Origin of the sequence: Actibacterium atlanticum (assembly GCF_000671395.1) — a bacterium.
GTDB classification, from domain to species: Bacteria; Pseudomonadota; Alphaproteobacteria; order Rhodobacterales; family Rhodobacteraceae; genus Actibacterium_D; species Actibacterium_D atlanticum.
Genome location: NZ_AQQY01000006.1, coordinates 19,876 through 43,593 on the forward strand (window position 1 = coordinate 19,876; position 23,718 = coordinate 43,593).

21 protein-coding genes are annotated in these 23,718 nt (G+C 58.5%); 12 read left to right on the forward strand and 9 right to left on the reverse strand.

Features of this window, described 5'->3' with window-relative positions:
- Positions 1–132: 132 nt before the first annotated feature.
- From ATO10_RS10055 to ATO10_RS10075, 5 genes are all read right to left on the reverse strand, one after another.
- Entirely contained in the window at positions 133–900 is a 768-nt protein-coding gene (locus ATO10_RS10055) for a citryl-CoA lyase (RefSeq protein ID WP_035251112.1), read from the reverse strand.
- Entirely contained in the window at positions 897–2,081 is a 1,185-nt protein-coding gene (locus tag ATO10_RS10060) for a CaiB/BaiF CoA transferase family protein (RefSeq protein ID WP_035251113.1), read from the reverse strand. Before ATO10_RS10060 ends, ATO10_RS10055 begins: the two co-directional genes overlap by 4 nt.
- Positions 2,074–3,588 (reverse strand): tripartite tricarboxylate transporter permease, encoded by a 1,515-nt coding sequence (locus ATO10_RS10065; protein WP_035251114.1) that lies wholly within the window; start codon positions 3,586–3,588, stop codon positions 2,074–2,076. The genes ATO10_RS10060 and ATO10_RS10065 overlap by 8 nt, the downstream gene beginning before the upstream one ends.
- 12 nt (positions 3,589–3,600) lie before the next feature.
- On the reverse strand, positions 3,601–4,083 hold the full coding sequence (locus ATO10_RS10070; protein WP_035251115.1) for a tripartite tricarboxylate transporter TctB family protein: 483 nt from the start codon (positions 4,081–4,083) through the stop codon (positions 3,601–3,603).
- Positions 4,084–4,354: 271 nt separating this feature from the next.
- Positions 4,355–5,335 (reverse strand): tripartite tricarboxylate transporter substrate binding protein, encoded by a 981-nt coding sequence (locus tag ATO10_RS10075; RefSeq protein ID WP_035251116.1) that lies wholly within the window; start codon positions 5,333–5,335, stop codon positions 4,355–4,357.
- Between the two features lie 118 nt (positions 5,336–5,453).
- Between ATO10_RS10075 and ATO10_RS10080 the strand changes: the two genes are divergently transcribed.
- The 3 genes from ATO10_RS10080 to ATO10_RS10090 are packed head-to-tail and all read left to right on the forward strand — an operon-like array spanning position 5,454 to position 8,478.
- The gene (locus tag ATO10_RS10080; RefSeq protein WP_035251117.1) at positions 5,454–6,119 is read left to right on the forward strand and encodes a response regulator transcription factor; all 666 of its coding nucleotides are present in this window, start codon (positions 5,454–5,456) and stop codon (positions 6,117–6,119) included.
- On the forward strand, positions 6,116–7,492 hold the full coding sequence (locus ATO10_RS10085) for a sensor histidine kinase (protein ID WP_035251118.1): 1,377 nt from the start codon (positions 6,116–6,118) through the stop codon (positions 7,490–7,492). The genes ATO10_RS10080 and ATO10_RS10085 overlap by 4 nt, the downstream gene beginning before the upstream one ends.
- On the forward strand, positions 7,462–8,478 hold the full coding sequence (locus ATO10_RS10090) for an ABC transporter substrate-binding protein (protein ID WP_035251119.1): 1,017 nt from the start codon (positions 7,462–7,464) through the stop codon (positions 8,476–8,478). The genes ATO10_RS10085 and ATO10_RS10090 overlap by 31 nt, the downstream gene beginning before the upstream one ends.
- A 358-nt stretch (positions 8,479–8,836) precedes the next feature.
- On the opposite strand, the gene ATO10_RS10095 is transcribed toward ATO10_RS10090, so the two are convergent.
- Positions 8,837–10,447 carry a GMC family oxidoreductase gene (locus tag ATO10_RS10095; RefSeq protein ID WP_035251120.1) on the reverse strand — a complete coding sequence of 537 codons (1,611 nt, stop codon included), beginning with the start codon at positions 10,445–10,447 and terminating at the stop codon, positions 8,837–8,839.
- A gap of 226 nt (positions 10,448–10,673) precedes the next feature.
- On the opposite strand from ATO10_RS10095, the gene ATO10_RS10100 reads away from it, so the two are divergent.
- The 4 genes from ATO10_RS10100 to ATO10_RS10115 are packed head-to-tail and all read left to right on the forward strand — an operon-like array spanning position 10,674 to position 14,677.
- Positions 10,674–11,765, forward strand: coding sequence for a TRAP transporter substrate-binding protein (locus tag ATO10_RS10100; RefSeq protein ID WP_035251121.1), 1,092 nt, complete (start codon positions 10,674–10,676; stop codon positions 11,763–11,765).
- 31 nt (positions 11,766–11,796) lie between these two features.
- Entirely contained in the window at positions 11,797–12,351 is a 555-nt protein-coding gene (locus tag ATO10_RS10105) for a TRAP transporter small permease subunit (RefSeq protein ID WP_051598076.1), read from the forward strand.
- A gap of 34 nt (positions 12,352–12,385) precedes the next feature.
- Complete coding sequence (locus ATO10_RS10110) at positions 12,386–13,756, forward strand: TRAP transporter large permease (protein ID WP_035251122.1); 1,371 nt, start codon at positions 12,386–12,388, stop codon at positions 13,754–13,756.
- 21 nt (positions 13,757–13,777) lie between these two features.
- Complete coding sequence (locus ATO10_RS10115) at positions 13,778–14,677, forward strand: LysR family transcriptional regulator (protein ID WP_035251124.1); 900 nt, start codon at positions 13,778–13,780, stop codon at positions 14,675–14,677.
- A 296-nt stretch (positions 14,678–14,973) separates the two neighbouring features.
- Here ATO10_RS10115 and ATO10_RS10120 read toward each other — a convergent pair whose 3' ends face one another.
- The 3 genes from ATO10_RS10120 to ATO10_RS10130 all read right to left on the reverse strand — a co-directional run bounded on the left by ATO10_RS10120 (position 14,974) and on the right by ATO10_RS10130 (position 18,232).
- Positions 14,974–15,540 (reverse strand): hemerythrin domain-containing protein, encoded by a 567-nt coding sequence (locus ATO10_RS10120; protein ID WP_035251126.1) that lies wholly within the window; start codon positions 15,538–15,540, stop codon positions 14,974–14,976.
- Between the two features lie 70 nt (positions 15,541–15,610).
- Positions 15,611–17,137 carry a glutamate synthase-related protein gene (locus ATO10_RS10125; RefSeq protein ID WP_035251128.1) on the reverse strand — a complete coding sequence of 509 codons (1,527 nt, stop codon included), beginning with the start codon at positions 17,135–17,137 and terminating at the stop codon, positions 15,611–15,613.
- A gap of 219 nt (positions 17,138–17,356) precedes the next feature.
- A complete protein-coding gene (locus tag ATO10_RS10130) occupies positions 17,357–18,232 on the reverse strand; it encodes a LysR family transcriptional regulator (protein WP_035251129.1) in 876 nt (291 codons plus the stop codon).
- Positions 18,233–18,340: 108 nt separating this feature from the next.
- Here ATO10_RS10130 and ATO10_RS10135 point away from each other — a divergent pair, with 108 nt between their 5' ends.
- From ATO10_RS10135 to ATO10_RS10155, 5 genes are all read left to right on the forward strand, one after another.
- Complete coding sequence (locus tag ATO10_RS10135; RefSeq protein ID WP_035251130.1) at positions 18,341–19,498, forward strand: ABC transporter ATP-binding protein; 1,158 nt, start codon at positions 18,341–18,343, stop codon at positions 19,496–19,498.
- Between the two features lies 1 nt (position 19,499).
- Entirely contained in the window at positions 19,500–20,471 is a 972-nt protein-coding gene (locus tag ATO10_RS10140; RefSeq protein ID WP_035251132.1) for a carbohydrate ABC transporter permease, read from the forward strand.
- Positions 20,468–21,430 carry a carbohydrate ABC transporter permease gene (locus ATO10_RS10145; RefSeq protein WP_035251134.1) on the forward strand — a complete coding sequence of 321 codons (963 nt, stop codon included), beginning with the start codon at positions 20,468–20,470 and terminating at the stop codon, positions 21,428–21,430. The genes ATO10_RS10140 and ATO10_RS10145 overlap by 4 nt, the downstream gene beginning before the upstream one ends.
- A gap of 110 nt (positions 21,431–21,540) precedes the next feature.
- Positions 21,541–22,788: an ABC transporter substrate-binding protein gene (locus tag ATO10_RS10150; protein ID WP_035251135.1), complete on the forward strand. Its 1,248-nt coding sequence runs from the start codon at positions 21,541–21,543 to the stop codon at positions 22,786–22,788.
- A 54-nt stretch (positions 22,789–22,842) separates the two neighbouring features.
- Positions 22,843–23,688 carry a phosphodiesterase gene (locus ATO10_RS10155; RefSeq protein WP_035251137.1) on the forward strand — a complete coding sequence of 282 codons (846 nt, stop codon included), beginning with the start codon at positions 22,843–22,845 and terminating at the stop codon, positions 23,686–23,688.
- The last annotated feature ends 30 nt before the right edge of the window (positions 23,689–23,718 follow it).

The window sequence follows — 23,718 nt, forward strand, 5'->3', positions numbered from 1 at the left end:
CCATCAAGGGCAACCTTTTCAATCGCCATGCATCGGAAACAGATGGCCAACTATTGCCCTGTACCAAAACGGGACGAAGCAAACATTCGACCATGTGGTCGCAAAGCCCCTGCCCCACACATAGGACGCGATCTATTTACCGGTATAGGTCCACCGATACTCGGGCGGGGTCGGCCCTTTGTTTCTGCCACCTTCCTGAGTTTGTTCCCAGGAATGGGCCAATATCCCAACAGAGCGAGACAAGCAGAAAAGCCCCCGGGCAAGAGGTGGCGCAAAGCCCAGCTCGGCATAAATAACCGCCGTTGCACCATCAATATTCATGGGGATGGGGCGGGATTTTCGCTGTGAAATTTCATGCTCAACCTTCAGGGCGATTTGTTGGTAGGCGCCAGCGCAAGCGCCTGCATCGACCGCTTCTTGTACCAGCTCCATCAAGCGTGGCGCGCGCGGATCAGTTGGTGTGTGGAAGCGGTGACCGAAGCCCGGAATAATCTTGCCGCGCGTCGCGATCCAGTCGTCCAACGCTTGGTCAATTGCCCCGTGATGCGACTCGATATGGTGATACAGTTCAACCGCCTGTTCCCCGGCCCCGCCATGCACATCACCCAGCATGTTCACAGCACTGGCCATGGCATTGTTCAACGGCAGGCCACAGGTAACCGCCATACGCGCAGCCGCGATTGAAGGGGCCTGTGGCCCGTGATCGACAGCCGAAACCAGCGCTGCCTCGAACAGCTTGGCCTGCGCCGCAGTTGGTTGGTCACCGCGCACCATCACCCAGATCATCTGAGCAAAGCTGACCTTGCCGATCAGGTCCTGTATCGGATGGCCACGCAGGTGAATGCGGCCCGGTTCCATGTCAATAATCGCGGTTTTCCACCAGTCGGACACGTCGCTCATAGGATTCCCTCATTCTTCAGGGCATCAATTTCTTCCTTGGTCAGACCGATATCCGACCAGATCGCGTAATTGTCTGCACCAAGCTGTGGCGGTGGCGTCTGCGCCATGGGGCGCGCGCCATCGGCCACGATGGGACTGCCCGCAAGCCTGAGGTCTTCGCCATCCATCTGCACTGAACCGATCAGACCCCGACCAGCAAGCTGCGGGTCGTCCAGCGCCTCCGGTACAGACAGGACCGGCCCGGTTGGAACACTAAGCGCATTCAGTTCCTGCACCCACTCGGCAGCGGGGCGCTTACATAGGCAGCGCTCTAGCTCTTCGCGCAGCGCGAGACGGTTGCGCTTACGGTCTTCACGGGTGGCATATTGCGGATTCTCCAACAAGTCATCCCGCCCAAGATGGCGCGCCAGCGCCTCCCATTGCTCATCGCGATTGGCCGCAATGTTGATAGGGCTGTCGGCAGTCTGAAAAGTGCCCGAAGGTGCAGAAGTGGTATTTTCATTGCCATGTGCGGCCGGTGCCACGTCGCCGATCAAATGGTTGGACACAACCCAGCCCATGGTCGAGACCACCGCTTCGGTCATCGCGATGTCAAGAAACGTGCCGCGCGGTTTGGCGTTTAGTGCGGCGGTGATGGCAAAAGCGGCCGTCAACCCGCCGACTGTATCTGCCAGCGGATACCCAACCCGGTAAGGCGCCGTATCCGGTGCCCCGGTGATTGCCATCACCCCGCTGATCCCCTGAACGATCTGGTCATATGCAGGGTCATCTTTTCGGGGTCCGTTTTGCCCGAACCCGCTGATGGCGGCATAGATCAGATCCGGGTTTTCAGCCCGCAACACCTCATACCCCAGCCCCAGACGTTCCATCACACCGGGGCGGAAATTTTCCACCAGCACATCCGCGCTTTGAACCAGCTGTTTCAACAGCGCCTTGCCACGATCCGATTTCATATCCAGCGTGACAGATTTCTTCCCGGCATTTTGCGCCAGAAAACTGATCCCCATACCCGCGCCGTTGCGGTCGGGATCCGCGCCCAGAACCCGTGCCAGATCACCGGAACCGGGGCGTTCAACCTTGATCACCTCGGCCCCTAAAAGGCCGAGGTGATAGCAGCAGTAAGGTCCAGCCAGGACATTGGTCAGGTCCAGAACCCGTATGCCCTTTAACGGATCAGTCACCTTCAGCCACGCCCTCTTTTCGGGCTTTGGCACGGCGGGCGCGATAGCTGGGCACGATCACCAGAAGCGCGGCAATCACCAGCAAGCCCAGGGTCATCGGACGGTCGATGACAAATCCAACCCCGTCATACAACTGCATGGAGCGTGCGAAGTTGTCCTCCAGCATACCGCCAAGAATGAAGCCGATCAGAAGCGGCGCCAGCGGATAGTCAGCAAACTTCAGCACCGTCGCGCAAATGCCCATACCCACCAGCAACAACAGCTCGGTCGCGTTGTTTTGTCCGATGTAACTGCCCATCAGGGTAAAGAACAGAATGAACGGGATCAGATAGTTGCGCGGGATGGACAAAACCTTGGCGATGTAAGGGATCAGCGGCAGGTTCAGGATCAGCAGCACAAGGTTGCCGATATACATCGAAATGATCACCGCCCAGAAAATCTGCGGCTCGTCGATCATCAGGCGCGGGCCCGGGGTGACGTTCAACGCAATCAGCGCGCCCAGCAAGATCGCCGTGGTGCCTGACCCCGGGATGCCCAGCGTCAACAGCGGCACGAACGACCCGGTGCAAGCGGCGTTGTTTGCGGTTTCCGGCGCGGCCAAACCTTTGATCGCGCCCTTGCCGAACTCTTCCTGCTCTTCTTTGCTGGCGATATTGCGTTCCACCGCATAACCCAGGAACGAGGCAATCGTCGCCCCTGCCCCCGGCAGCACGCCGATAAAGAAACCCTGGATCGACTGGCGCCCGATAACAGGCGCAATCTTGCGGCCTTCCTCGCGGGTAATGCGCAGGTTTTCGATCTTGCCACTGGCCCCCTGCGCGCTGCGCGCCGGGTTCAGCACCAGGAACAACGCTTCGGGCAGCGCAAACATCGCCATCGCCAGCGTGATGAAGCTGAAGCCTGATTGCAGGTCCATTAACCCCATCGTGAAGCGCGGCATATTGAACAACGCGCCCTCGCCCACCGTCGCCATCACAAGGCCCACAAGGGTCATCAACACCGCCTTGGCCACATTGCCCGTGCCCGCAAAGGCGGCGATGGCCGACAAGCCCACCACCATCAGCGCGAAATACTCGGCCGAATGGAACAGCAAGGCCACGGTCGACAGCATTGGCGCAAAGATCATCAACAGCAGGGCACCGATACTGCCCCCCGCAAATGATGCGATGGCGGCGATGGTCAGTGCCTTCCCGGCCTGCCCTTTTCGGGCCATGGGATAGCCATCAAAGCTGGAGGCTACCGTGCCCGCGACCCCCGGCGCATTCAACAGGATCGACGAGGTCGAGCCTCCAAAAATTGCGCCGTAATACACCCCGGCCAGCAGGATAATCGCAGCCGACGGGTCGCCAATGGTGATGGCAACCGGGATCATGATGGCGATAATCGACATCGGGCCCAGACCCGGCAGCATGCCGATAAACGTACCAATCAAACATCCGGCGATCACCATCAACAGGTTTTGAATGGAAAACGCGGCGGATAGGCCGATCAGAAGACCTTCGATCATTGTCTCAGCTCCCTAGATAAAGAATGGCCAGGGGCGCAGGAAGATTCCCAGCACCTCATCGACCAGATACCAGACGATAAAACTGGCAAGGGCCGATACCGGCAGCATGATGTGGAACTTGCGCTCTCCTAATGCAAATGAACCAAGCACCAGAAAGGCGAAGGTGGCAAAGAGGAACCCGCCAGGACGCAAGATCAATGCATAGCCAACCATAAGCGCGAGCAAGGTCAGCGCGGGGATCAGATGGTAATCTCCCAATCGGCGATAATCGATGTCTGGCTCCTTGCCGGTGTCCTCAGACTTCTCGAGCCCCAGCAAAATGATCAGCGCGGTAATAATGGTCAGAACCGCCAGAACCTTGGGAAAGGTGCTAGGCCAGATCGGGTTGCGCTGCATGAACGGTGGTAAAAGCGCGTCCATAGTGAAAAATGCGGCGTAGCCATAGGCCATCGTGACGCACAGAATGACAAATGCAACCCAGCGGTCCAGTGCCATTGTCCCCTCCTTGATTTTGGTTGATCGAGGGGCTTTGCCCCTCTTGAGCCTGCGGCTCAATTCACCCCAAGGTATTTTGAGCAAGAGGAAAGAGATTGTTAACCAATCGCCGCCAAATTGAGGTCACGGTACAGGCTGAGGAGCCGATGACCGTGCAAGGGGAAGGTTCTTCCTTCCTTACGGGGGGAGCACCGTGTGTTCTCCCCTTCCTCTTGCCGAAAATACCTCGAGGAGCGCGAGGGGTAGAACCCCTCGCACCCGTTGTTTCAGTTTACAGGAAACCCAGCTTTTTCATCAAATCGCCGATGACCTTTTCCTGTCCTTCCAGGAAAGCCTTAAAGTCATCGCCCGAGTTGTGGATGTTGACCCAACCGTTGCGCGCACGCACGGCTTCCCATTCGGGAGTGGCGTACATCTTTTCGATGGCATCCTGATACATGGTCAGCTTGTCCTCCGGCAGACCTGGCGCCGCGAAGAAACCACGCCAGTTGACGAAGGTGGTGTCGATGCCCTGTTCCTTCATGGTCGGAGCGTCGCCGTAAGCGTCTACGCGCTCGTCCGCGGTTACGCCGATGATTTTGACTTCACCAGCATCTGCCAATGCCACAGCTTCCGAGAAACCCGTCGACAGGGCTTTAATTTCGCCGGACAGCAGCGCTGCCATGGCTTTTCCGCCCGCATCATAGGGGATGTACTTGACGTTCAGCGCATCTTTGCCAGCGGCTTCCATCACCATGGCTGCAACCAGGTGATCCATACCGCCGGGAACAGAACCACCGCCGATTGCGGTTGCTGATGCATCAGCGTCATAGGCGGCCAGCAGATCTGCCATCGAATTGATCGGGCTGTCTTTGTTAACCACAAGCGCCGCATAGTCACCAATTGTGCCTGATACCAGCGTCAGATCGCGGAAGTTGTGCGGGAAAACACCGGTCAGCGAGCGGATCACGATGGGGGTCGAGTTGACCATCAGAGTGCCGTGGTTGCTGTCTGCGTTTTCAATCAGGTAGCCGATGGCTTTGCCGCCACCGCCGCCCGACATGTTTTCATAGGACGCATTTCCAACCAGACCAGCGCCTGTAAGGGCTTCGCCCGTTCCACGTGCGGTGCCGTCCCAGCCGCCACCTGCACCACCGGGGATCAGGAAGTGGATGCTGTCCAGAACCTGGTGACCACCGGCGCTCGCCGAGCCGGCCATGGCGAAAGCTGCTGCTGCAGCAAGAAGGGCGCGACGCCCCAGTACGAATGTCATGTTATTCTCCTCCCATTTGACATTGGCGGCGCATGCCGCTCATGTCAGAGGAAGGTGACAATCTAAGCTGACACAAAGCTGACATGGCTAAGAAATAGGCGGAAAGAGAAATATCCTCATGCGGTTCCTTCTGATTGAAGACAACAAGCAACTTGCTGAAGCGGTCGTCGACAGGCTGATTTTGGATGGCCATGTTGTCGACCACGCGCCGGACATTCAGACCGCACATGATTTCACTGCCACAACCTCTTACGAGTTGATTTTGCTGGATGTTATGCTTCCCGATGGCGATGGAAGAACCTTTCTGGCGCAGCATCGAAAACAGGAAGAAAGCACGCCGGTCATCGTACTGACCGCGCGTTCTCAAGTCGCGGATCGCGTAGGGCTTCTTGACCTTGGTGCAGACGATTACATGGTCAAGCCAATCGACTTTTCCGAGCTTGAAGCCCGCTGTCGGGCGGTGCTGCGCAGGCGCGGAGGTGTCGCCCAAAACCTTCTGCCCCTTGGTGATCTTCGTTTCGATTCGCTTTCCGGAACGTTGAAATTTCCTGATCACGACGTTCAGCTTCGCACCCGGGAGTTGCGCCTTTTCGAGGTATTTGCGAATGCGCCCGGTCAGGTATTCTCGAAATCCATCCTCGTGGACAGGCTGTTTTCCTATGATGATGATGTCACGGAAAACGCGATCGAGGTCTATGTCGGTCGTCTTCGACGCCACCTTAAAAACTCTACGGTGAAGATCACGACCATCAGGGGGCTTGGTTACAAGCTGGAACCTGAATGAGCAAACCTGCAGCGCATGGCTCCATTCGTCGCAGGCTTTTGCTGTCATTGCTCGCGGGGGCGGCTGTGCTGGCGTTCGTTGTTTATTTTGTCGTGCAAACCGTCGCGCGTCAGGTTGCTCAGGAAAGTCAGGACAACGTGCTGGCGGCCTCGGCGCAGTCTATTCTTGATGGCGCGCGTTTAAGCGGCGGCGAGGTCAATGTTGATCTTCCCTACTCTGCCCTATCCATGCTGGACAGCATCTCGGACGAGCGCGTGTTCTATGCCATCCACCTTGAGCACGAGTTTCTCAGCGGCTACGCAGACTTACCGGCACCAGAGGGAGACCCCAGCGGTGCCCCGGCCTTTCTTTCGGCCGAGTTTCTTGGAGAGGATGTGCGGATTGCTTCGGTCCGGCGGCGGGTGTCCACGGGTGCCGGGCGAAGTTATCTGAAGGTTTCGGTTGCACAGACCCTTTCGGGGCAAAAGCTGGTTCTTTCCAGAATCTCGCGGATCTCCATTACCATTGGTGCGGGTTTCTTTCTTATCTCGGTTTTTATGGCCGGGATCATATCAGGAAGTGCAATACGCCCACTGGACCGATTGACGGCTTCGGTCTCTCGCCGGGGGCCCAAAGACCTTAGGCCGGTTGCGGCCCCGGTTCCAACAGAGATGGTTCCGTTGGTTGCGTCGCTGAACTCTTTCATGAGGCGCCTGCAACAGTCGCTCTTGCGGTCAGAGGATTTCATAGCAGAAGCCGCGCACAGGGTGCGTACGCCATTGGCAATCGTACGCACCAAGGCAGAGGTTATTCAACGGGTGTCTGACGATCCCGAGACCCGCAAAGCACTAAAGGAAATGATCCACGCCATAGATGACAGCTCGCGTACAGCAGGTCAGCTGCTTGACCACGCCATGGTGACCTTCCGGCTTGATCATCTTGTGCTGGAAGAGATCAATCTGCTCCATCTCGTACATGACACGGTTGAAAGACTACGCCCGACATCCGAGCTGAAAGACATCACGATGCAGGCCTTCGGGGAACAGGACTCGGTTATCAAGGGTGATCCCATCCTTGTTCAAAACGCCCTGCACAACCTTCTGGACAATGCCGTGAAATATTCCCCAGCCGGCAGCCAGATTGATGTCGTATTGGCGCTTAATCAGAATGAAGCAGAGGTTTGCGTCAAAGATACAGGCCCCGGTTTCCCAGCAGATGAACTTGATAGCCTGCCCAAGCGCTTTGTCCGGGGCAAAAATGCCGAAGCGGTTGTCGGATCCGGACTGGGTCTGACCATCGCAAAAGAGGTCATCACAGCCCACGGCGGCACCTTGAAGATTAGCAACAACCCAGGAGGCGGCGCATGCGTCAGTTTGCTCTTTCCCTTGCCCTGATATTCACGGCCGGTTGGTCCTGTGCTTTCGAGGCCGAAGACGTTGCTTCATTCGGCCCGTCCGACAGCAAACAAGTGCTACGGATACTATCGACGGCTGACATTGATTTCTTCAAACCGATGATCTTGTCTTTCCTTGCCTCGCGGCCTGAAACCGCAATCGACTATACCGTTGCCAGTTCGACCGAACTTCAGAAGGCCATTGTCGAAGAAGGTCAGGCCTTTGACGTTGTTGTTTCCAGCGCGATGGACCTGCAAACCAAATTGGCCAATGATGGTCTGGCGCAACGCTACAAGTCCGAAGCCACCGGTTCTCTTCCGGAATGGGCGGTGTGGAATGATATGCTTTTCGCTTTCACACAAGAGCCAGCGGCAATCGTCGTCTCCAAAACCGGGTTTAAGGACATTCCCCTTCCCAATTCACGCAACGATCTGATCAACCTGCTGCGCCAACACCCTGAAATCTTTCGCAGCCGCGTCGGCACCTATGACGTGCGACAGTCCGGCCTGGGCTATTTGTTTGCGACCCAAGATACCCGCGCCTCTGAAATCTATTGGCGCTTGATGGAGGTTATGGGCGGGCTGGATGCGCAGCTCTATTGTTGTTCTTCGGATATGATCGACGCTGTCAAATCCGGCGACCTGCTAATCGCCTACAATGTGCTTGGAAGCTACGCCATCAACCGGGAAGATCGGGAGGATTTTCACATCATCCTGCCCACGGATTTCACCACGGTCATGCTGCGCACCGCGATGATCCCCAGTAATGCGCCTTCGGCTGAACTCTCAGGTGAATTCATCGATCATCTGTTGGACATGTCACACGGGTTAGATGCCGTGCCCCTGACCAGCGCAGAGCTCGATCTCAGCCGAGTAGAGCCATCCCTGAATCGTATCAAGATCGGCCCCGGTCTTTTGGTCTTTCTGGACCAGCTCAAAAGGCGTTCATTTCTTTTGGAATGGGAAAGCGCCATCCTCCAGAATTAGACAATTCAGGCCGCTGGGGCGTCTGCGCCCTAGATGTCCTGCGGTTCATAATCCGCCGAAGCTTCGGACATGAAGCCTTGCAAAATCGCCACAGATTTTACGCTCATTTTCAGGGGTTAAGCGCCACATCATAGGCGCCCTTTTTTTTACCATGTCCCCGCCCCCATACGAAGCCGAGCCAAAGGCCGCTTCGAATGATCCGCGGGCGAATATTGAGCTTACTTTCGAGTTTCTTAAGCATTTGTCACCCGACAAGATCGCCGCCCACAGGAAAAGTCTGGGCGTGTGCTCTGACAATGTCGTTCGCTAGTAAGCGACTGGTCTTTGGGATGTTTGCTGGGCCCTAAAGGCCGGTCCGCTAAGTTGCTGCGACATGGCCCTTGATGAGATCACTGGCGCGCTCCGCGATCATGATCGTCGGAGAGTTGGTGTTTCCCGATGTGATCGTCGGCATGATCGAAGCATCGACCACGCGCAGGTTTTCGACCCCATTCACCCGAAGCTCCGAGTCGACGACCGCCCGTGCATCGGTGCCCATGCGCGCCGTGCCCACCGGGTGGAAGATGGTCGAGGCGACCTGCCCTGCCCCTTCGGCCAGTTCGGCGTCGGTCTGGTATTGCGGTCCCGGTTTAAACTCTTCGGGCTGATAAGGCGCCAACGCGGGCTGCGCCATGATCTTGCGGGTCTGGGAAACGGCGCGCGCCGCCACCAGCCGATCCCCTTCGGTTGAAAGGTAGTTGGGCTGGATTTCAGGATGGGCGCGCGGGTCGGAGGAGGTAATTTTAACGTGGCCCCGGCTTTCGGGGCGCAGGTGGCAGACGCTGGCGGTGATCGCCGGAAAGTCATGCGGGGCCTGACCAAAAGCCTCCAGCGTCACGGGTTGCACGTGGTATTCCAGATCTGGGGTTTCCACCCCTTCATGCGAATAGCAAAACGCACCTAACTGGCTGGGGGCCATCGACATTGGCCCAGAACGTTTAAACATATACTCCAGCCCGATCTTGGCCTTACCCCACAGGGTCGAGCTCATAACGTTCAGGGTTTTGGCGCCTTGAATCTTATAGGCACAGCGGATTTGCAGGTGGTCTTGCAGGTTGCCGCCAACATCAGGCGCATCGTGCAGCACCTCGATGCCGTGTTCTTGCAATAGCGCACCCGGACCGATGCCCGACAGTTGCAACAACTGCGGCGATCCGATCGCGCCCGAGGCAAGGATCACCTCGCGCCGCGCGCTGACCTTGGACAGGATATCCTTGCGCCTAAACTGCACGCCTTTGGCGCGTTTGCCGTCAAACAACAGCTTTTCGGCTTGTGCATGGGTCATGACTTTCAGGTTCGGACGCGACTGCGCCGGTCGCAGGAATCCCTTGGAGGTGTTCCAACGCCAGCCGGACCGTTGGTTGACCTTGAAATAGCCAACCCCAAAGTTGTTGCCCCGGTTAAAATCGTCGGACTCCGGGATGCCCGCCTGCGCGGCGGCGTTTTTCCAGGCTTCGAGGATCTCCCAGCTTAGGCGCTGTTCTTCGACACGCCATTCGCCACCCGCGCCGTGGGCCTCGTTCGCGCCGGCGTAATAGTCTTCGGATTTCATGAAATAAGGCAGAACATCATCCCAGCCCCAGCCGGTGTTTCCCAATTGCCGCCAGCCATCATAATCGGCGGCCTGCCCCCGCAGATAAAGCATGCCGTTGATCGACGAGCAGCCGCCCAACACCCGGCCGCGTGGATACAACAGGGACCGTCCGCCAAGCCCGTCACAAGCCGCGGTGGAATAGCCCCAATCTGTGCGCGGATTTCCAATGCAGTACAGATACCCGACCGGTATGTGAATCCAGTGGTAGTTGTCCTTGCCGCCAGCTTCGAGCAGCAAAACACGCGTTGTCGGATCTTCGCTTAGCCGATTGGCCAGCACACAGCCCGCAGACCCCGCGCCAACAATGACGTAATCGAACTCACCGTAATCGTGCATGGGCTGTCTCCTCCTTGGCGGACATATCCGGGAACAACGGTCACCCGGCACATGGTCTCGGCTCGAGAAGAAGTCTGAAACAGTGGCATTTTCCAATGAATGTTTTTGCACATTGGCTGTCGGCATTCGTGCATTGGAGCAGGCCCGGGTTGGCCCCTATCGTCGCAACATCCCGCACCAAGGGAGAGGACCAGGTGCGGAACCAACATATGGGAGGAGACAGAAAATGAGCATTACGACCAAACTAAGTGTGTCCACGGCCGCGACCTGCGCCGCATTGACGCTGGCCGCCACCGCGCCCGCGTCGGCTGAAGAAGTACAAAAGTTGAAATGGGCCGTGCCGATCAGCTTTTCGTCCAGCCTGACCGCGCTGGGCGACACCCTGCCTTGGGTGGCCGATCAGATGAAAGCGGCTTCGGGCGGCAACATCCAACTGGAAGTCTTTGAGCCCAACAAAATGATCCCCGCGCTGGCCGTTTTTGAAAGCGTCGCGACCGGCCAGATCGAAGCTGGTTATAGCTGGATGGGCTATGAACGTGGTCAGGTGCCGGCCTCGGCCCTGTTCGGGGCCACCCCGTTTGGTCTTGAGCCCGCGCAGTTCACCGCTTGGATGTATCAGGCGGGCGGCAACGAGCTGCTGCATGAACTGTTCGAACCTTACAATGTGCACCCCGTTCTGTGCGGCACCATCAGCCCCGAAGCTGCAGGTTGGTTCAAGTTCCCGATTGAGTCGGTGGATCAGCTGGACGGCCTAAAGTTCCGCGCGGCCGGTCTGGGTGGCGAGATCATGAAAGAAGTGGGCATGTCGGTGACGGTTCTGCCCGGCGGCGAACTGTACCAAGCGCTTGAAACCGGCGTTCTAGACGCGACCGAGTTTTCGCTGCCCACCGTGGACGAACAGTTGGGCTTCTATCAGGTGGCCAGTTATTACCACCTGCCCGGTTGGCACCAGCCCTCGACCTCGCAATACCTGTATATCAACGGCGATGTCTGGAACGATCTGAACCCCACCACGCAAGCCGTGATCGAAACCACCTGCATGGCCGGAACGGTCTATGCCATGTCGCGCGCCGAAGCGCTGCAGGGGGCGGTTCTGAACTCGTTCGGCGATAAGGGTGTCGAAGCTAAGCGCCTGCCCGAGGACGTACTGCAGGCCTTTCGCGATGCCACCGCCGTTGTGATGGAGCGCGAATCCGCTGCCGATCCGATGTTTGACAAAATCTACAGCTCGATGATGGCGTTCAAAGCGGAAAACGCACAGTGGCATGCCCTTGGGTATCTGCCGCGTGACTGGACCTGGAATAACGACGCCCAGTAAGCGCGACCATTAAACAAAGGGAGGGGACGGAATGCCAAAGCTTGTCGACGATACGCCAACCGCGGGTCATGAACATGTCATGGGTTCCGCCCCCTTACTGGCGCGGATAATCGAAGGGATCGTCCGGCTTGTATCGGTCTCGGCCCATATCAGCTGGATCGTGCTGGTCGTGGTGATCATCCTGAACGTTGTTCTGCGTTATGTTTTCACCAACAGCAACGTGGCCTTGGAAGAGCTGCAATGGCATCTTTATGCCTATGCCTTCATGATCGGCGTCGCCTATTGTCTGGTGCAAGATCAGCACGTGCGCGTCGATGTGATCGCCGAGCATTGGCCTGCAAAGCGCCGCGCTTGGATTGATCTGGTCGCCATGCTGCTTTTGGTCATGCCTTTCGCCTATGCCGTGGGCACCAGCGCCATTCCCTTTGTCGAGTTTTCCCACAAGCTGAACGAAACATCGCGCTCGCCGGGGGGCTTGCCCTATCGGTGGCTGATCAAGTCTGTAATCCCGCTTTCCATGGCCCTGCTGTTTCTGGCTGCCTTTGCACGCGCCTTGCGCATGGTTGCCGTGATCCGCGGCCGCTGAAGTTTCAAAAACAATAAAATCTGGAGGCACCGAGATGCTTGGGCTCGCAGTCAATGAATTGATGGTGATCGGGATGCTCCTGAGCTTCATCACCTTGCTCTTTCTGGGCATTCCGGTGGCCTGGTCGCTTGCGGGCGTGTCGCTGGGTGTCGCCCTGCTGGCAATTGCGTTGAACCAGAACCTCGGGGTCGACACGTATTTCCTGGACAGTTGGCGCGACTATTCGGTGATCGTTCAGCGCATATGGTCGCTGATGGAAAACGGCGTTTTGGTCGCCTTGCCCATGTTCGTTTTCATGGGGCTGATGCTGGACCAGTCCGGCCTAGCTGAAAAGCTGATGTCCGAATTTGCCGCGACCTTGGGCCGGTATCGCGGAGGGCTGGCCGTGGCGGTGATCCTGATAGGGATTTTGCTGGCCGCTTCGACCGGGATCGTGGGGGCATCGGTGGTTCTGCTGACGACCATCTCGATGCCGATCATGCTGGAAAACGGCTATGATAAACGGCTGGCGGCGGGGGTGATTGCCTCGGCTGGAACGTTGGGGATTTTGATCCCGCCCTCGATCATGCTGATCATCATGGCCGATCAGCTGGCCCTTTCGGTGGGCGAACTCTTTATGGGAGCCGTCATCCCGGGGCTGCTGCTGGGCTTTGCTTATCTGGCCTATGTAGTGCTGGCGGTGACCGTTAAACCTGACCTTGCCCCGCGCCCCGAAAACCCTGACCCGCTGACCGCGCGCCGCCTGTTGCGCACGCTGGGTGCGGTACTGCCGCCTATGGCGCTGATCTTCGCAGTGCTGGGCAGTATCTTCATGGGGATCGCCACCCCGACCGAAGCCGCCGGGATCGGCGCATTGGGCGCGGCGCTGCTTGCCCTTGCCAATCGTCGCCTGAGCCTGTCCGTCCTATATGAGGTTGCCCGGCGCACAACGCTGACCACATCCTTCATCTTTGGGATTTTCATTGGCGCCACCGCCTTTGCGCTGGTGATGCGGTCCTTAGGCGGCGACCAGATGATCGCCGAAGCCCTGAAAGCCATTCCTTTCGGCAATCTGGGCGTCGTGGTCACCATCTTGGTGTTCGCCTTCTTGGCTGGGTTCTTTCTGGACTGGCTCGAGATCACTCTGATCTTCTTGCCGCTGGTCGGGCCGGTTGTGGTCAACGATCTGGGCTTTGATCCGATCTGGTTCGTGATCCTGTTCTCGGTGGCGCTGCAAACTTCGTTCATCACGCCGCCGGTCGGGTTCTCGCTGTTCTACCTGAAAGGTGCCGCACCGGATGAGGTCAGCACGCCGGACATCTATCGCGGGATCATCCCCTTCGTTCTGATCCAGCTTGCCATCGTCGCCTTGATCCTTTTCATCCCAGACGTGGTGACTTGGCTGCCCGAACTCGTCTACGGTTGATCCAGAGGGACACACAGGTACATGAACTTTGATTGGGACGATATGCGGATCTTTCTGGAGATCCAGCGCACCGGACGCCTGAACCGGGCGGCCAAAAGGCTGGGGTCGTCCCACACCACCGTCGCGCGGCGGCTGAAAGCCATGGAGGCCAAGTTTGGCCTGTCCCTGTTCGATGACACCGAAGACGGTCTGGTGCCCAGCGAGTTTGGCCAGCAGGTTCTGTCCCACGCACAGGATATGGAGGCCGCCGCCACCGCCATCGCAGATCAGGCCGACCGGCTGACAGGCTCGGGCAGTAAGCGCGTGCGCGTCGGTGCGCCCGATGGGTTTGGCAACGCGGTCTTGTCGCATATCCTGCCGCAGTACATGGCGGCAGACCCTTCGATGGAGGTGGAACTGGTGCCGATCCCGGTGACCCACAAGCTGTGGCGCCGCGATGTAGACATCGCCATCAGCCTTGATCGGCCGCAAACCGGCCGTCTGGTGATGCGCAAACTAACAGATTACGATTTGCGCCTGTATGCCGGCCCCGCGTTTTTCAACGATAAGCCACGCCCCAAAAGCCGCCAAGACCTGCGCGAACTGCCGTTCGTCGGCTATGTCGACGAGCTTCTCTATACCCGCGAGTTGGACTTCAACACGATCATCCTGCCGGGGCTCAACATCGTCTATCGCGGCGCCACCGTAAAAGCCCAGTTTGACGCGGTGCGCGGCAATGTCGGGCTGGGGGTTTTGCCCTGCTTTATGGCACGCGAATCCGATCTGGAGCCTGTCCTGCCAGAAGAGATCACCTTCAGCCGCACCTATTGGCTGCTATATCCCGAAGAATATCGTGACCTTGAACGCATTCGCAGTGTCAGCGATTACATCGTCGGGGCGACGCGAAACATGGGTGCGCATTTCAAGTTTGACTGCGCCTGATCGCGAAACATCCGCGGAATACTCGCGCCGAAAAGCCACAACAAAATGCGGGCGGTTTGAGCGCGTTTTCTTGATCAGACGATCACGTAGCAGTGGGACAGACGGCAAAGGGTCAACCAGACGTGTCCCGTTGTTCACCGCCAAGGGGCTTCTATGCCTCCCTATCCGCCTTCATATGCGGCACACTCATGCCCTTGCGATCCTGAAAAACTGGGCGAAACCCATATGCGCCGCGCACGGGTTACTCTCGTGCGCGACGTGTTTTGGTGGGGCTTTGAGCAGTATAATCGCTCAGACTACCCCCTTAACCGGTGGTGCAGGATGATCGGGACAGCCAGTTCCTCTTCATCCGCGAGGTGGCGTTCTAGGAATGCCTCAATCGCTTCAGCGGCGGGCAATACGGCCCCCACCTCTTCCATGGCTTGCGTTTCATCCAAGGTCGACAGCTTAATGACACGGTTTGCTTTGCGCGTTATGTCATCGAGCACCTGATCCAGATCTGCATGGTCTTGCTCCAACAGCTCTAACCCAGCGTCAAAACGCGGATCAGCAGCGCTGAGTTCCGGGAAATAGCTGTGGTCTTCCCAGCCATGATGCCCGTGCAAGCTGCCCACGAGGTTGCCACCAAAATAAGAGAGCCGCCCGGCATAGCTGTCCAAAGCGATATCTTTGTTGATTACAGCTTCGGTATCCAGTCGCACCTGTTCCGCGATTTGGCGAAACGCGCTGTGCGCAGCCAGCCAGTGACGGGTTTTCTCCTTAAAGCCCGGATGTGCATCCCATGCCTCTCGCGGGTAGGTTTCCAGAAGAACCCGCATCTCTTTCGGCATGTCGTGGTCGCGCATTTTGTAAGTATCGAGCATTGGTCTTCTCCTTTCCACATTGATTTGGGGGGCGACAACGGCGCGCACCAGATGTGGTCAGGCATGGCAGTTATGCGACCCCGGCAAAGCGAATGCCGGACATGTCTGCGACCTCTCTCTTCCAGCTGGTAATGTCACGCCACGTGAAACCCGACAGGCTGTCATGGCCGCAAGCACGCGCCAGCACCTGCATCAATTCGACAGATGCACCAAAATAGCGGGCCAGTTGTTCGGCCCCCACCTGCACGTCCAGACGTTTGCGAAGTTCGGGTTTTTGCGTGGCAACACCGACGGGACAGTTGTTGGAGTTACACATACGCGCGGCGATACAGCCGACGGCCTGCATGGCAGAGTTGCTGACAGCCACAGCATCGGCCCCCAGAGCCATGGCCTTGGCAAAATCCTCGGCCACGCGCAAACCGCCGGTGATCACCAGCGTGACCTCGCGACCGGTTTTAGCGTCCAGATGGCGCCGTGCCCGCGCAAGCGCCGGGATTGTCGGCACTGAGATATGGTCACGAAAGATCAAAGGCGCTGCCCCGGTGCCGCCACCACGCCCATCAAGGATGATATAATCAGCCGTCGCTTCAAGCGCGAAGTCGATGTCATCTTCGATGTGGTTCGCAGACAGCTTGAAGCCGATGGGGATACCTCCGGATCGTTCGCGCACCTGATCAGCGATCCGCCTGAAATCAGCAGGCGTATGAAGATCCGGGAAGGTCGAAGGGGAAATGGCAGATTGCCCCGGTTCCAGCCCGCGCACTTGGGCGATCTTGCCCTGGACCTTGTCGCCCGGCAAATGGCCACCGGTGCCCGTCTTTGCCCCCTGCCCCCCTTTGAAATGGAATGCCTGCACCTTAGCAACGTGCTCTAGCGACCAACCAAACTGCGCCGAAGCCAGCTCATAAAAGTAGCGACTGTTCTCGGCCTGCTCTTCGGGCAGCATCCCACCTTCACCCGAGCAAATCCCAGTGCCTGCCAATTGTGCGCCACGGGCAAGGGCGGTTTTGGCTTCCTCAGACAGAGCACCATAGCTCATGTCCGAGACAAACAGCGGAATAGACAGCGAAAGTGGTTTGCTGGCACGCGGGCCAATCACCACGTCTGTCGCCACAGGGGCATCATCCAACAGGGGCTTGCGCGCCATTTGAGCAGGCAGAATCTGAATGTCATCCCAATGAGGCAGATCCTTGCGCGGCACCCCCATGGCGCCCATTTCGCCGTGATGACCCAGCTTGGACAGACCATCTTTGGCCAAGGCATGAATGCGCGCCACTGTTGGCTCTTCGGGCGTTGGGGTGGCTTGTGGAATATCTGATTTCGGTTCAGGAGAAGCATCGCCCACAGCCAAATCCCCAAGTCGCGCGTGTGATCCATCGCAAAACGGCGCATTGGCGCTGGCTTTGCACTGACACAGTGCTGCCGCGCCGTCCTTTTCTGCGATGAATTTCAGTGGTTCAAGGCCCGTACCCGCGTGGGAACCATCGCAAAAGGGTTGGGTCTTGGATCGGCCACAACGGCACCAAAAGTAGGTTTTTCCGGCCTCCACTTCGACTTTTTTTGGAACCTTTGCTGCAATGATCGGGGCGTGTGTCATGTGATTTTTCCCATTCATAGGTCTAACGGCCAGTTCAGATCGGCGACGTTATGGCGGCCTGCCGTGCTCCGATCTGACTTCAAAAGCCGGGCCAACGGCGCTGACCAACATTTAGTGAAGTCCTAAATACAGTGTGCGTGCAAAATTCCCCATCTGCCAAGGGTGTTTCGACCCAAAGCTATCCTTCACCAAGTCACTTTGTTGCGGCGTTGCGGGGCGCTAGCGAAAGTCAGATGAAGACGCGACTTCGATGAAGGCTTTGACCAACCTGAGCCGCGACCGGTCTTTGGGGGCGACGACCGCTGTTTCATGCGTCTCGGACAATTCTGCCACGGGCACTTCGACCAGGCCGCGGGAAATCAGCCCGCTGTTGGCAAGAAAGATGGCGATGCCCGCGCCCTGAAGAACGGCCTCGCACATCAGGGGGAATGTCGTCATCTTCAGGGTGTGTTGAAACGTGGCGCCATGTTTTTCCTGTGCTTCACGCACGACGCGCTCGGTCAAAGAACCGGTTTCCGGCAGGATGAGCGTTTCGTTCTTCAAATCCTTGAAAGTCAGAACACGACGATCTGCAAGAGGCGAGGACGGCAACAGGTAAGCCACGTAACGGACCTGCTGAATGGGCACGCGTTCCCAATCGTCCGATTTCGGCGGATCGGTGATCAGCCCCACATCGGCGCGGCGTTCGCGCAACAGGCGCACAGCCGTCGTCCAGGCATAAAGCGCAAAGTCGATCTCGACCTCTGGATAGATTTGACGGAACTGGCTGATTGCGCGCAGGGCCGGAAGCGGCGCGTTGGCGATGACCTTGATATGCCCGCGTTCCATCGCGGCAAAGCCCTCAAGCCGCTCTGAGATCGCAGTGTCCAGCGTCACCAAGCGGTCCGCCAGATTATAAAGCTCTTGTCCGGTTCGGGTCAGTTCCACCCCATCGCGCCTGCGCAGCAATAGTTGCGACCCCACCTGTTCTTCAAGCTTGGCGACATGCTGCGTCACGGCCGATTGCGTCACACCAAGCCGGTTGGCAGCGTGCGAAAAACTGCCCTCGCGCACCACATAGGCAAAGGCGACGAAACGGTGATGGTTGGCGCGCATTTGTGTTCCTTTCACCCGCAATCATAGGGGCCATTAGTCTCGCTAATATGACGTCACAAAATTGCAGGCTCATCTGACTAAACCCGCCGTGTCAGATGGAGGAATCAGATGGCTGGGCTGAAGATTGAGAACATCACCAAACGCTTTGGCGAAACGGATGTGCTCAAGGGCGTGTCTTTGGACATTGCCGATGGAGAATTCCTGTCTCTCGTCGGCCCCTCGGGCTGTGGCAAGTCTACCTTGCTGCGGATCATCGCCGGGCTGGAAGAGCAAAGCAGCGGCGAGATTTACATCGGCGGTGCGCCTGTCGCGGGCCGCCGCGCCGCTGATCGCAACCTGTCGATGGTGTTTCAGTCCTATGCGCTTTACCCGCATCTCAGCGTGGCCGAAAACATCGCTGTGCCGCTGAAGATGCGCCGCCTGAGCCCCCTCCAGCGCCTGCCCGTGTTGGGCCGGTTCATGCCCGGCATGCGCCATCAGGCCGCTGAGATTGGCACCGAGATCACCCACGCTGCCAAGATGCTGGAAATCGCGCATTTGCTGGATCGCAAGCCCGGACAACTTTCAGGCGGGCAACGCCAGCGCGTGGCGCTTGGTCGGGCCTTGGTGCGTGATCCGACCGCGTTCTTGCTGGACGAGCCCCTTTCGAACCTTGATGCCAAGCTGCGCGTGCAGACGCGGGCCGAGATTGCACAACTGCACCGCCGGCTGGAAGCGACGTTCATCTATGTCACCCATGATCAGGTCGAAGCCATGACCATGTCCGACCGGATCGCGGTGATGATGGGCGGGCGCATCCTGCAATGTGCTGCCCCGGATGTGGTCTATGACGATCCCGATACCATCGAAGTCGCCGAATTTATCGGCTCGCCCAAGATCAACATCGTTCCGGTCGAAGTGGCCGAGACCGGAGAGATCTGCCTGCTGGATCGCAAGCTGGACCTGTTGGCGCAAGGCCGGGGCAAGGGCGTGATGTCACTGGGGCTGCGCCCCGAGGCGTTGCGCCTTGCGGGTGAGGACGCGCCGATCAAGGGGCACGTTGTGCATAGCGAAAACCTGGGCGCAGAGCTGTTCGTGCAGATCGACGCGGCCGGTCTGGGCCACCCCCTGACCTTCCGCGCAGCACCGCGTGACCGGCAGGCGCTGGCCCTGGGTGCGCCTGTGGGTCTGGCGTTTGATGCGGCTCAGGCGCTGCTGTTTGGCGCTGACGGGCTGCGGGTGCGCGATGTTCGGCACCATCTGCCCACGCAAGCAGAGGTCGCTTAAAATGGCTCTCGCCGAAACAACTCTCCCCAAACCAACCGCCTCGGCCGCAAGCCAGGAACGGCGCGCGGCGTGGTTTCTGACGGCCCCGGCCTTGGCGCTGATGGTATTGATCCTTCTGGTGCCGGTTGTCATCGCGGGTGTTCTGTCCTTTACCAATTATTCGCTGGGCAACAGCGGGTTCGACTGGGTCGGGATCAAGAATTACGACCGGCTGTTCACCCGCTCGACCTATGAAAAGATGTTCATCGCCACCTTCACCTATGTGGTGACGGTGGTGCCGATCTCGGTCGGGCTGGGCCTTGGGGCCGCCTTGTTGATTAACTCGCTGGGCCGGTTTCGCGAGATTTACAAAACCATCTACTTCCTGCCGGTGATGGCGACCTTGCTGGCCATGGCCATCGCGTGGGAGTTCATGTTGCACCCGACCATCGGCATGGTGAACCGCACGCTGGAAATGGGCTGCGGCACGTTTGTTGAAAGCCTTTGGCCTTTCATGGCCGAAAGCTGCGCGGGGCGGTTCCCGGTTTGGCTGGGCGACAAACGCTATGCCATCTGGGTGATCAGCTTTATCGGGATCTGGCAGGGCTTTGGCTTTAACATGGTGCTGTATCTGGCGGGGCTGACCAGTGTGCACCGCGAGCTGTATCATGCCGCCGAAATGGACGGCGCAAAATCCGCGTGGGAGCGGTTCCGTCTGGTCACATGGCCCGCGCTTGGCCCGACCACCGTCTTTGTCGTCACCATCAGCTGCATCCGCGCCTTTCAGGTGTTTGACACCATCGAGGCCTTCTGGCCCCAAGGCGGCGGCCCCAACAAATCCACATACGTCATGATGTTCGCGATCTTTGAAAAAGGCGTGCAGCAAAACCTGATCGGGATCGGCTCGGCCATTACCATGCTGTTTCTGGTTTTCGTGATGTTCTTGACCCTGATCCAGCGCTGGCTGGTGGAACGAAAGGTGCATTACGGATGACGCGCGACTGGTGGAAACATCTGATCCTGATCCTGGGTGTGATCGTCGTTATCGCGCCGTTTTACATGATGGTCAGCTATTCGTTCAAAAGCCCGGGAGAGATTGACCGCGGCGAAGGCGGGTTCTTTGGTCGCCAGGAGATGATGGTGGACGAACGCTGCGTGAAACTGCGCGATCCCAGCCGCGATGACATCGCCGCTGCCATGGATCGCTTCCCCGGCCAGACCGACGCCGCCATCCGTACGGCACTGGTGGCCGAGGCCGAAGCCGACTGTTCCATGCGCCCGGTGGTGTTCAACTATTCCAAAGCTTTCACCGAGGCCCCCTTGCTGCGCTACCTGCTGAACGGGGTGATCGTGACCGCGTCGATCTTTCTGATCCAGGTGGTTGTGGCGCTGCCGGCGGCCTATGCGCTGGCCAAGCTGAAGTTTTGGGGGCGCGAGACGGTGTTCGGGCTGGTTCTGTTCTGCCTGCTGATCCCGGTGCACGCCATTGCACTGCCGCTTTACATCATGCTGACCAAGCTGGGGCTGACCAATTCCTATGCCGCATTGGTGGTGCCCTGGACGATCTCGGTCTTTGGCATCTTCCTGATGCGCCAGTTTTTCATGACCGTCCCCGACGACCTGATCGATGCTGCCCGCATGGACGGCATGTCAGAACTGGCGATCGTGTGGCGCGTCATGCTGCCCACCGCCGTGCCCGCGCTGATGGCCTTTGCGATCTTCAGCGTCGTGGCCCATTGGAACGATTATTTCTGGCCGCGCATCGTGATCTCGGGCAACCGCGATCTGTTCACCCCGCCTTTGGGCCTGCGCGAGTTCAAAGGCGACGCGGATGGCAGTTTCTTTGGCCCGATGATGGCCACCGCCACCGTGATCGTCACCCCGCTGATCGTCGCCTTTCTGATCGCGCAAAAGCGCTTCATCGAGGGGATCACCCTAAGCGGTATGAAATGAGTTTCGGGTGCGGGTCGCCCCGCACCCGCCCGATATCCCGCAAGGGATCAAACCCGGAGCGTGCATCGCCAAACACATGCGCTCCTTGTCAGGAACGAGAGGACCTTTCCATGAAAACCACCCTGTCCGCAATGGCTTTGGCGCTGACCGCCACCGCCGTGATGGCCGAAGAAACCGTCACCATCGACTTTGCTTACCCCTATAGCCACCTGTTCGACGTGACCTACGAAGCCATGATGCCGGCCTTCAAGGAAGCCCACCCGAACATCGAGGTGAACTTTCGCGCCACCTACGAATCCTATGAAGATGGCACCAACACCATCCTGCGCGAAGCCGTATCGGGCGACCTGCCTGACGTCACCATGCAGGGTCTGAACCGCCAGCAGATCCTGGTGGAAAAAGGCATCGCCAAGTCGCTGGAGCCTTTCATCGCCAAGGAAGCTGACTTTGCCAAGGACGGCTATCACGACGCCATGCTGTCACTGTCGACCTTCGGCGACAACGTGCACGGCCTGCCGTTCTCGGTCTCGCTGCCGGTTGGGTATTACAACATGGACATCCTCAAGGCGGGCGGCATCGACAAAATGCCCACCACCTGGGACGAAGTGATCGGCGCCTGTGAAACCATGAAGGCCAACGGCATCGACAACCCGATCTTCTGGGGTTGGAACATCACCGGCAACTGGTTCATGCAGGCCCTGATGTGGTCGCAGGACAAGGCCATCGTCGAGAACGGCCGCGTCACCCTGGACAGCCCCGAGGCGCTGGCCGCCATGGAGCAAATGCAAGAGATTTTCACCAAGTGTGAAATGCAGAACCTGGAATGGAAAGCCGCGCTGGCCTCGTTCTCGGCGGGTGAGATCGGCATGATGTTCTGGTCGACCTCGGCGCTGGGCGCTGTTGAACGCTCGCAGGGTGATTTTGAACTGCTCACCGGCCCCTTCCCGGGCATGGGCGCAACCCCCAAGGGTCTGCCTGCAGGTGGCAACGCCGCGATGCTGACCTCGACCTCGGATGACCCCAAGGTGCAGGAAGCCGCCTGGGCCTGGCTGAAGTTCATCACCTCGGGTGAAGGCGCGGCCGAAGTGGCCAAAACTACCGGCTACATGCCACCCAACAAAGCCGCCAACGAGGTGATCCTGGCCGATTTCTACGACCAGAACCCCAACAAGCAGACCGCTGTTGATCAGCTGCCGCTGCTGCGTGACTGGCTGGCCTATCCGGGCGACAACGGTCTGGCCATCACTCAGGTCATCTATGACGGCATCGAGCGCATCGTCACCGGCGACGCCACCGACATGAAAGAGCTGCAGCAAGAGCTGGTCGAAGAAGTCGCCGATCTGCTGCCCAACGGCTAAATGATCCCCGGTTGCCCGCATCAGAGCGGGCAGCCGACCTTTGCAGGACATCCCATGAAAATCATCCATATTTCCGATATTCACCTGACCATCCCCGGCGAGGAGATGGGCGGGCTTGACCCTCATGCCCGCTTTGCCCGGGCTCTGGCTGATGTGGCTGAAAACCACACGGATGCAGATCGTATCGTCATCACCGGCGATCTTGCTCATTGGGGCGAGGAAGCTGCCTATGAGGCGCTGAAAACCGCGCTTGCAGATGTCTCTGTTCCGGTGCGCCTGATGATCGGAAACCACGATGACCGCGGGGCCTTTCTAAGCGTGTTTAACGACCATCCCATTGATGCGAACGGCTTTGTCAATCACGCTGAAACGGTGGCGGGTGTCCGGATGATCTATCTTGATAGCGTCGGCCACAAGACCCATGCGGGCCACTTTTGTGCCGCCCGCCGCGCGTGGCTTGAGGCCGAGCTGGCCGGGGCAGATCGCGCCCGCATTTTCATGCATCACAACCCCATGCGTCTGGGCCTGCCCGCCGAAGACAAGATCGCGCTGGTGCCCGAAGACCGCGCGCCGTTTGAAACCCTTTTGCGGACCTATGGCACGCGCATCGACTATATCCATTTCGGCCATGTCCACGCCCCAATCCATGGGCGTTTTGCGGGTGTTCCGTTTGCCAGTGTGCCCTCGACGGGCAACCAGTCTTTGCCGGACCTGACCGAAACCGAGCTTTTGAAGGGCGCGCCAATGGATCCCGCCTATTTCGTGCTGATGATTGATGGCGACGACACCACAATCCATCAAATTCCCTTTGCCTGGGACGGGCCGGTGATCTCGACGGGAACCGGTTGGGAAGACTGGGCCAAACCAAGCCCTGCGACAGAGTGTATTTCCGCCTCTTAGGCGATGGCGGACTTTTCTGGCGGTTGGTGG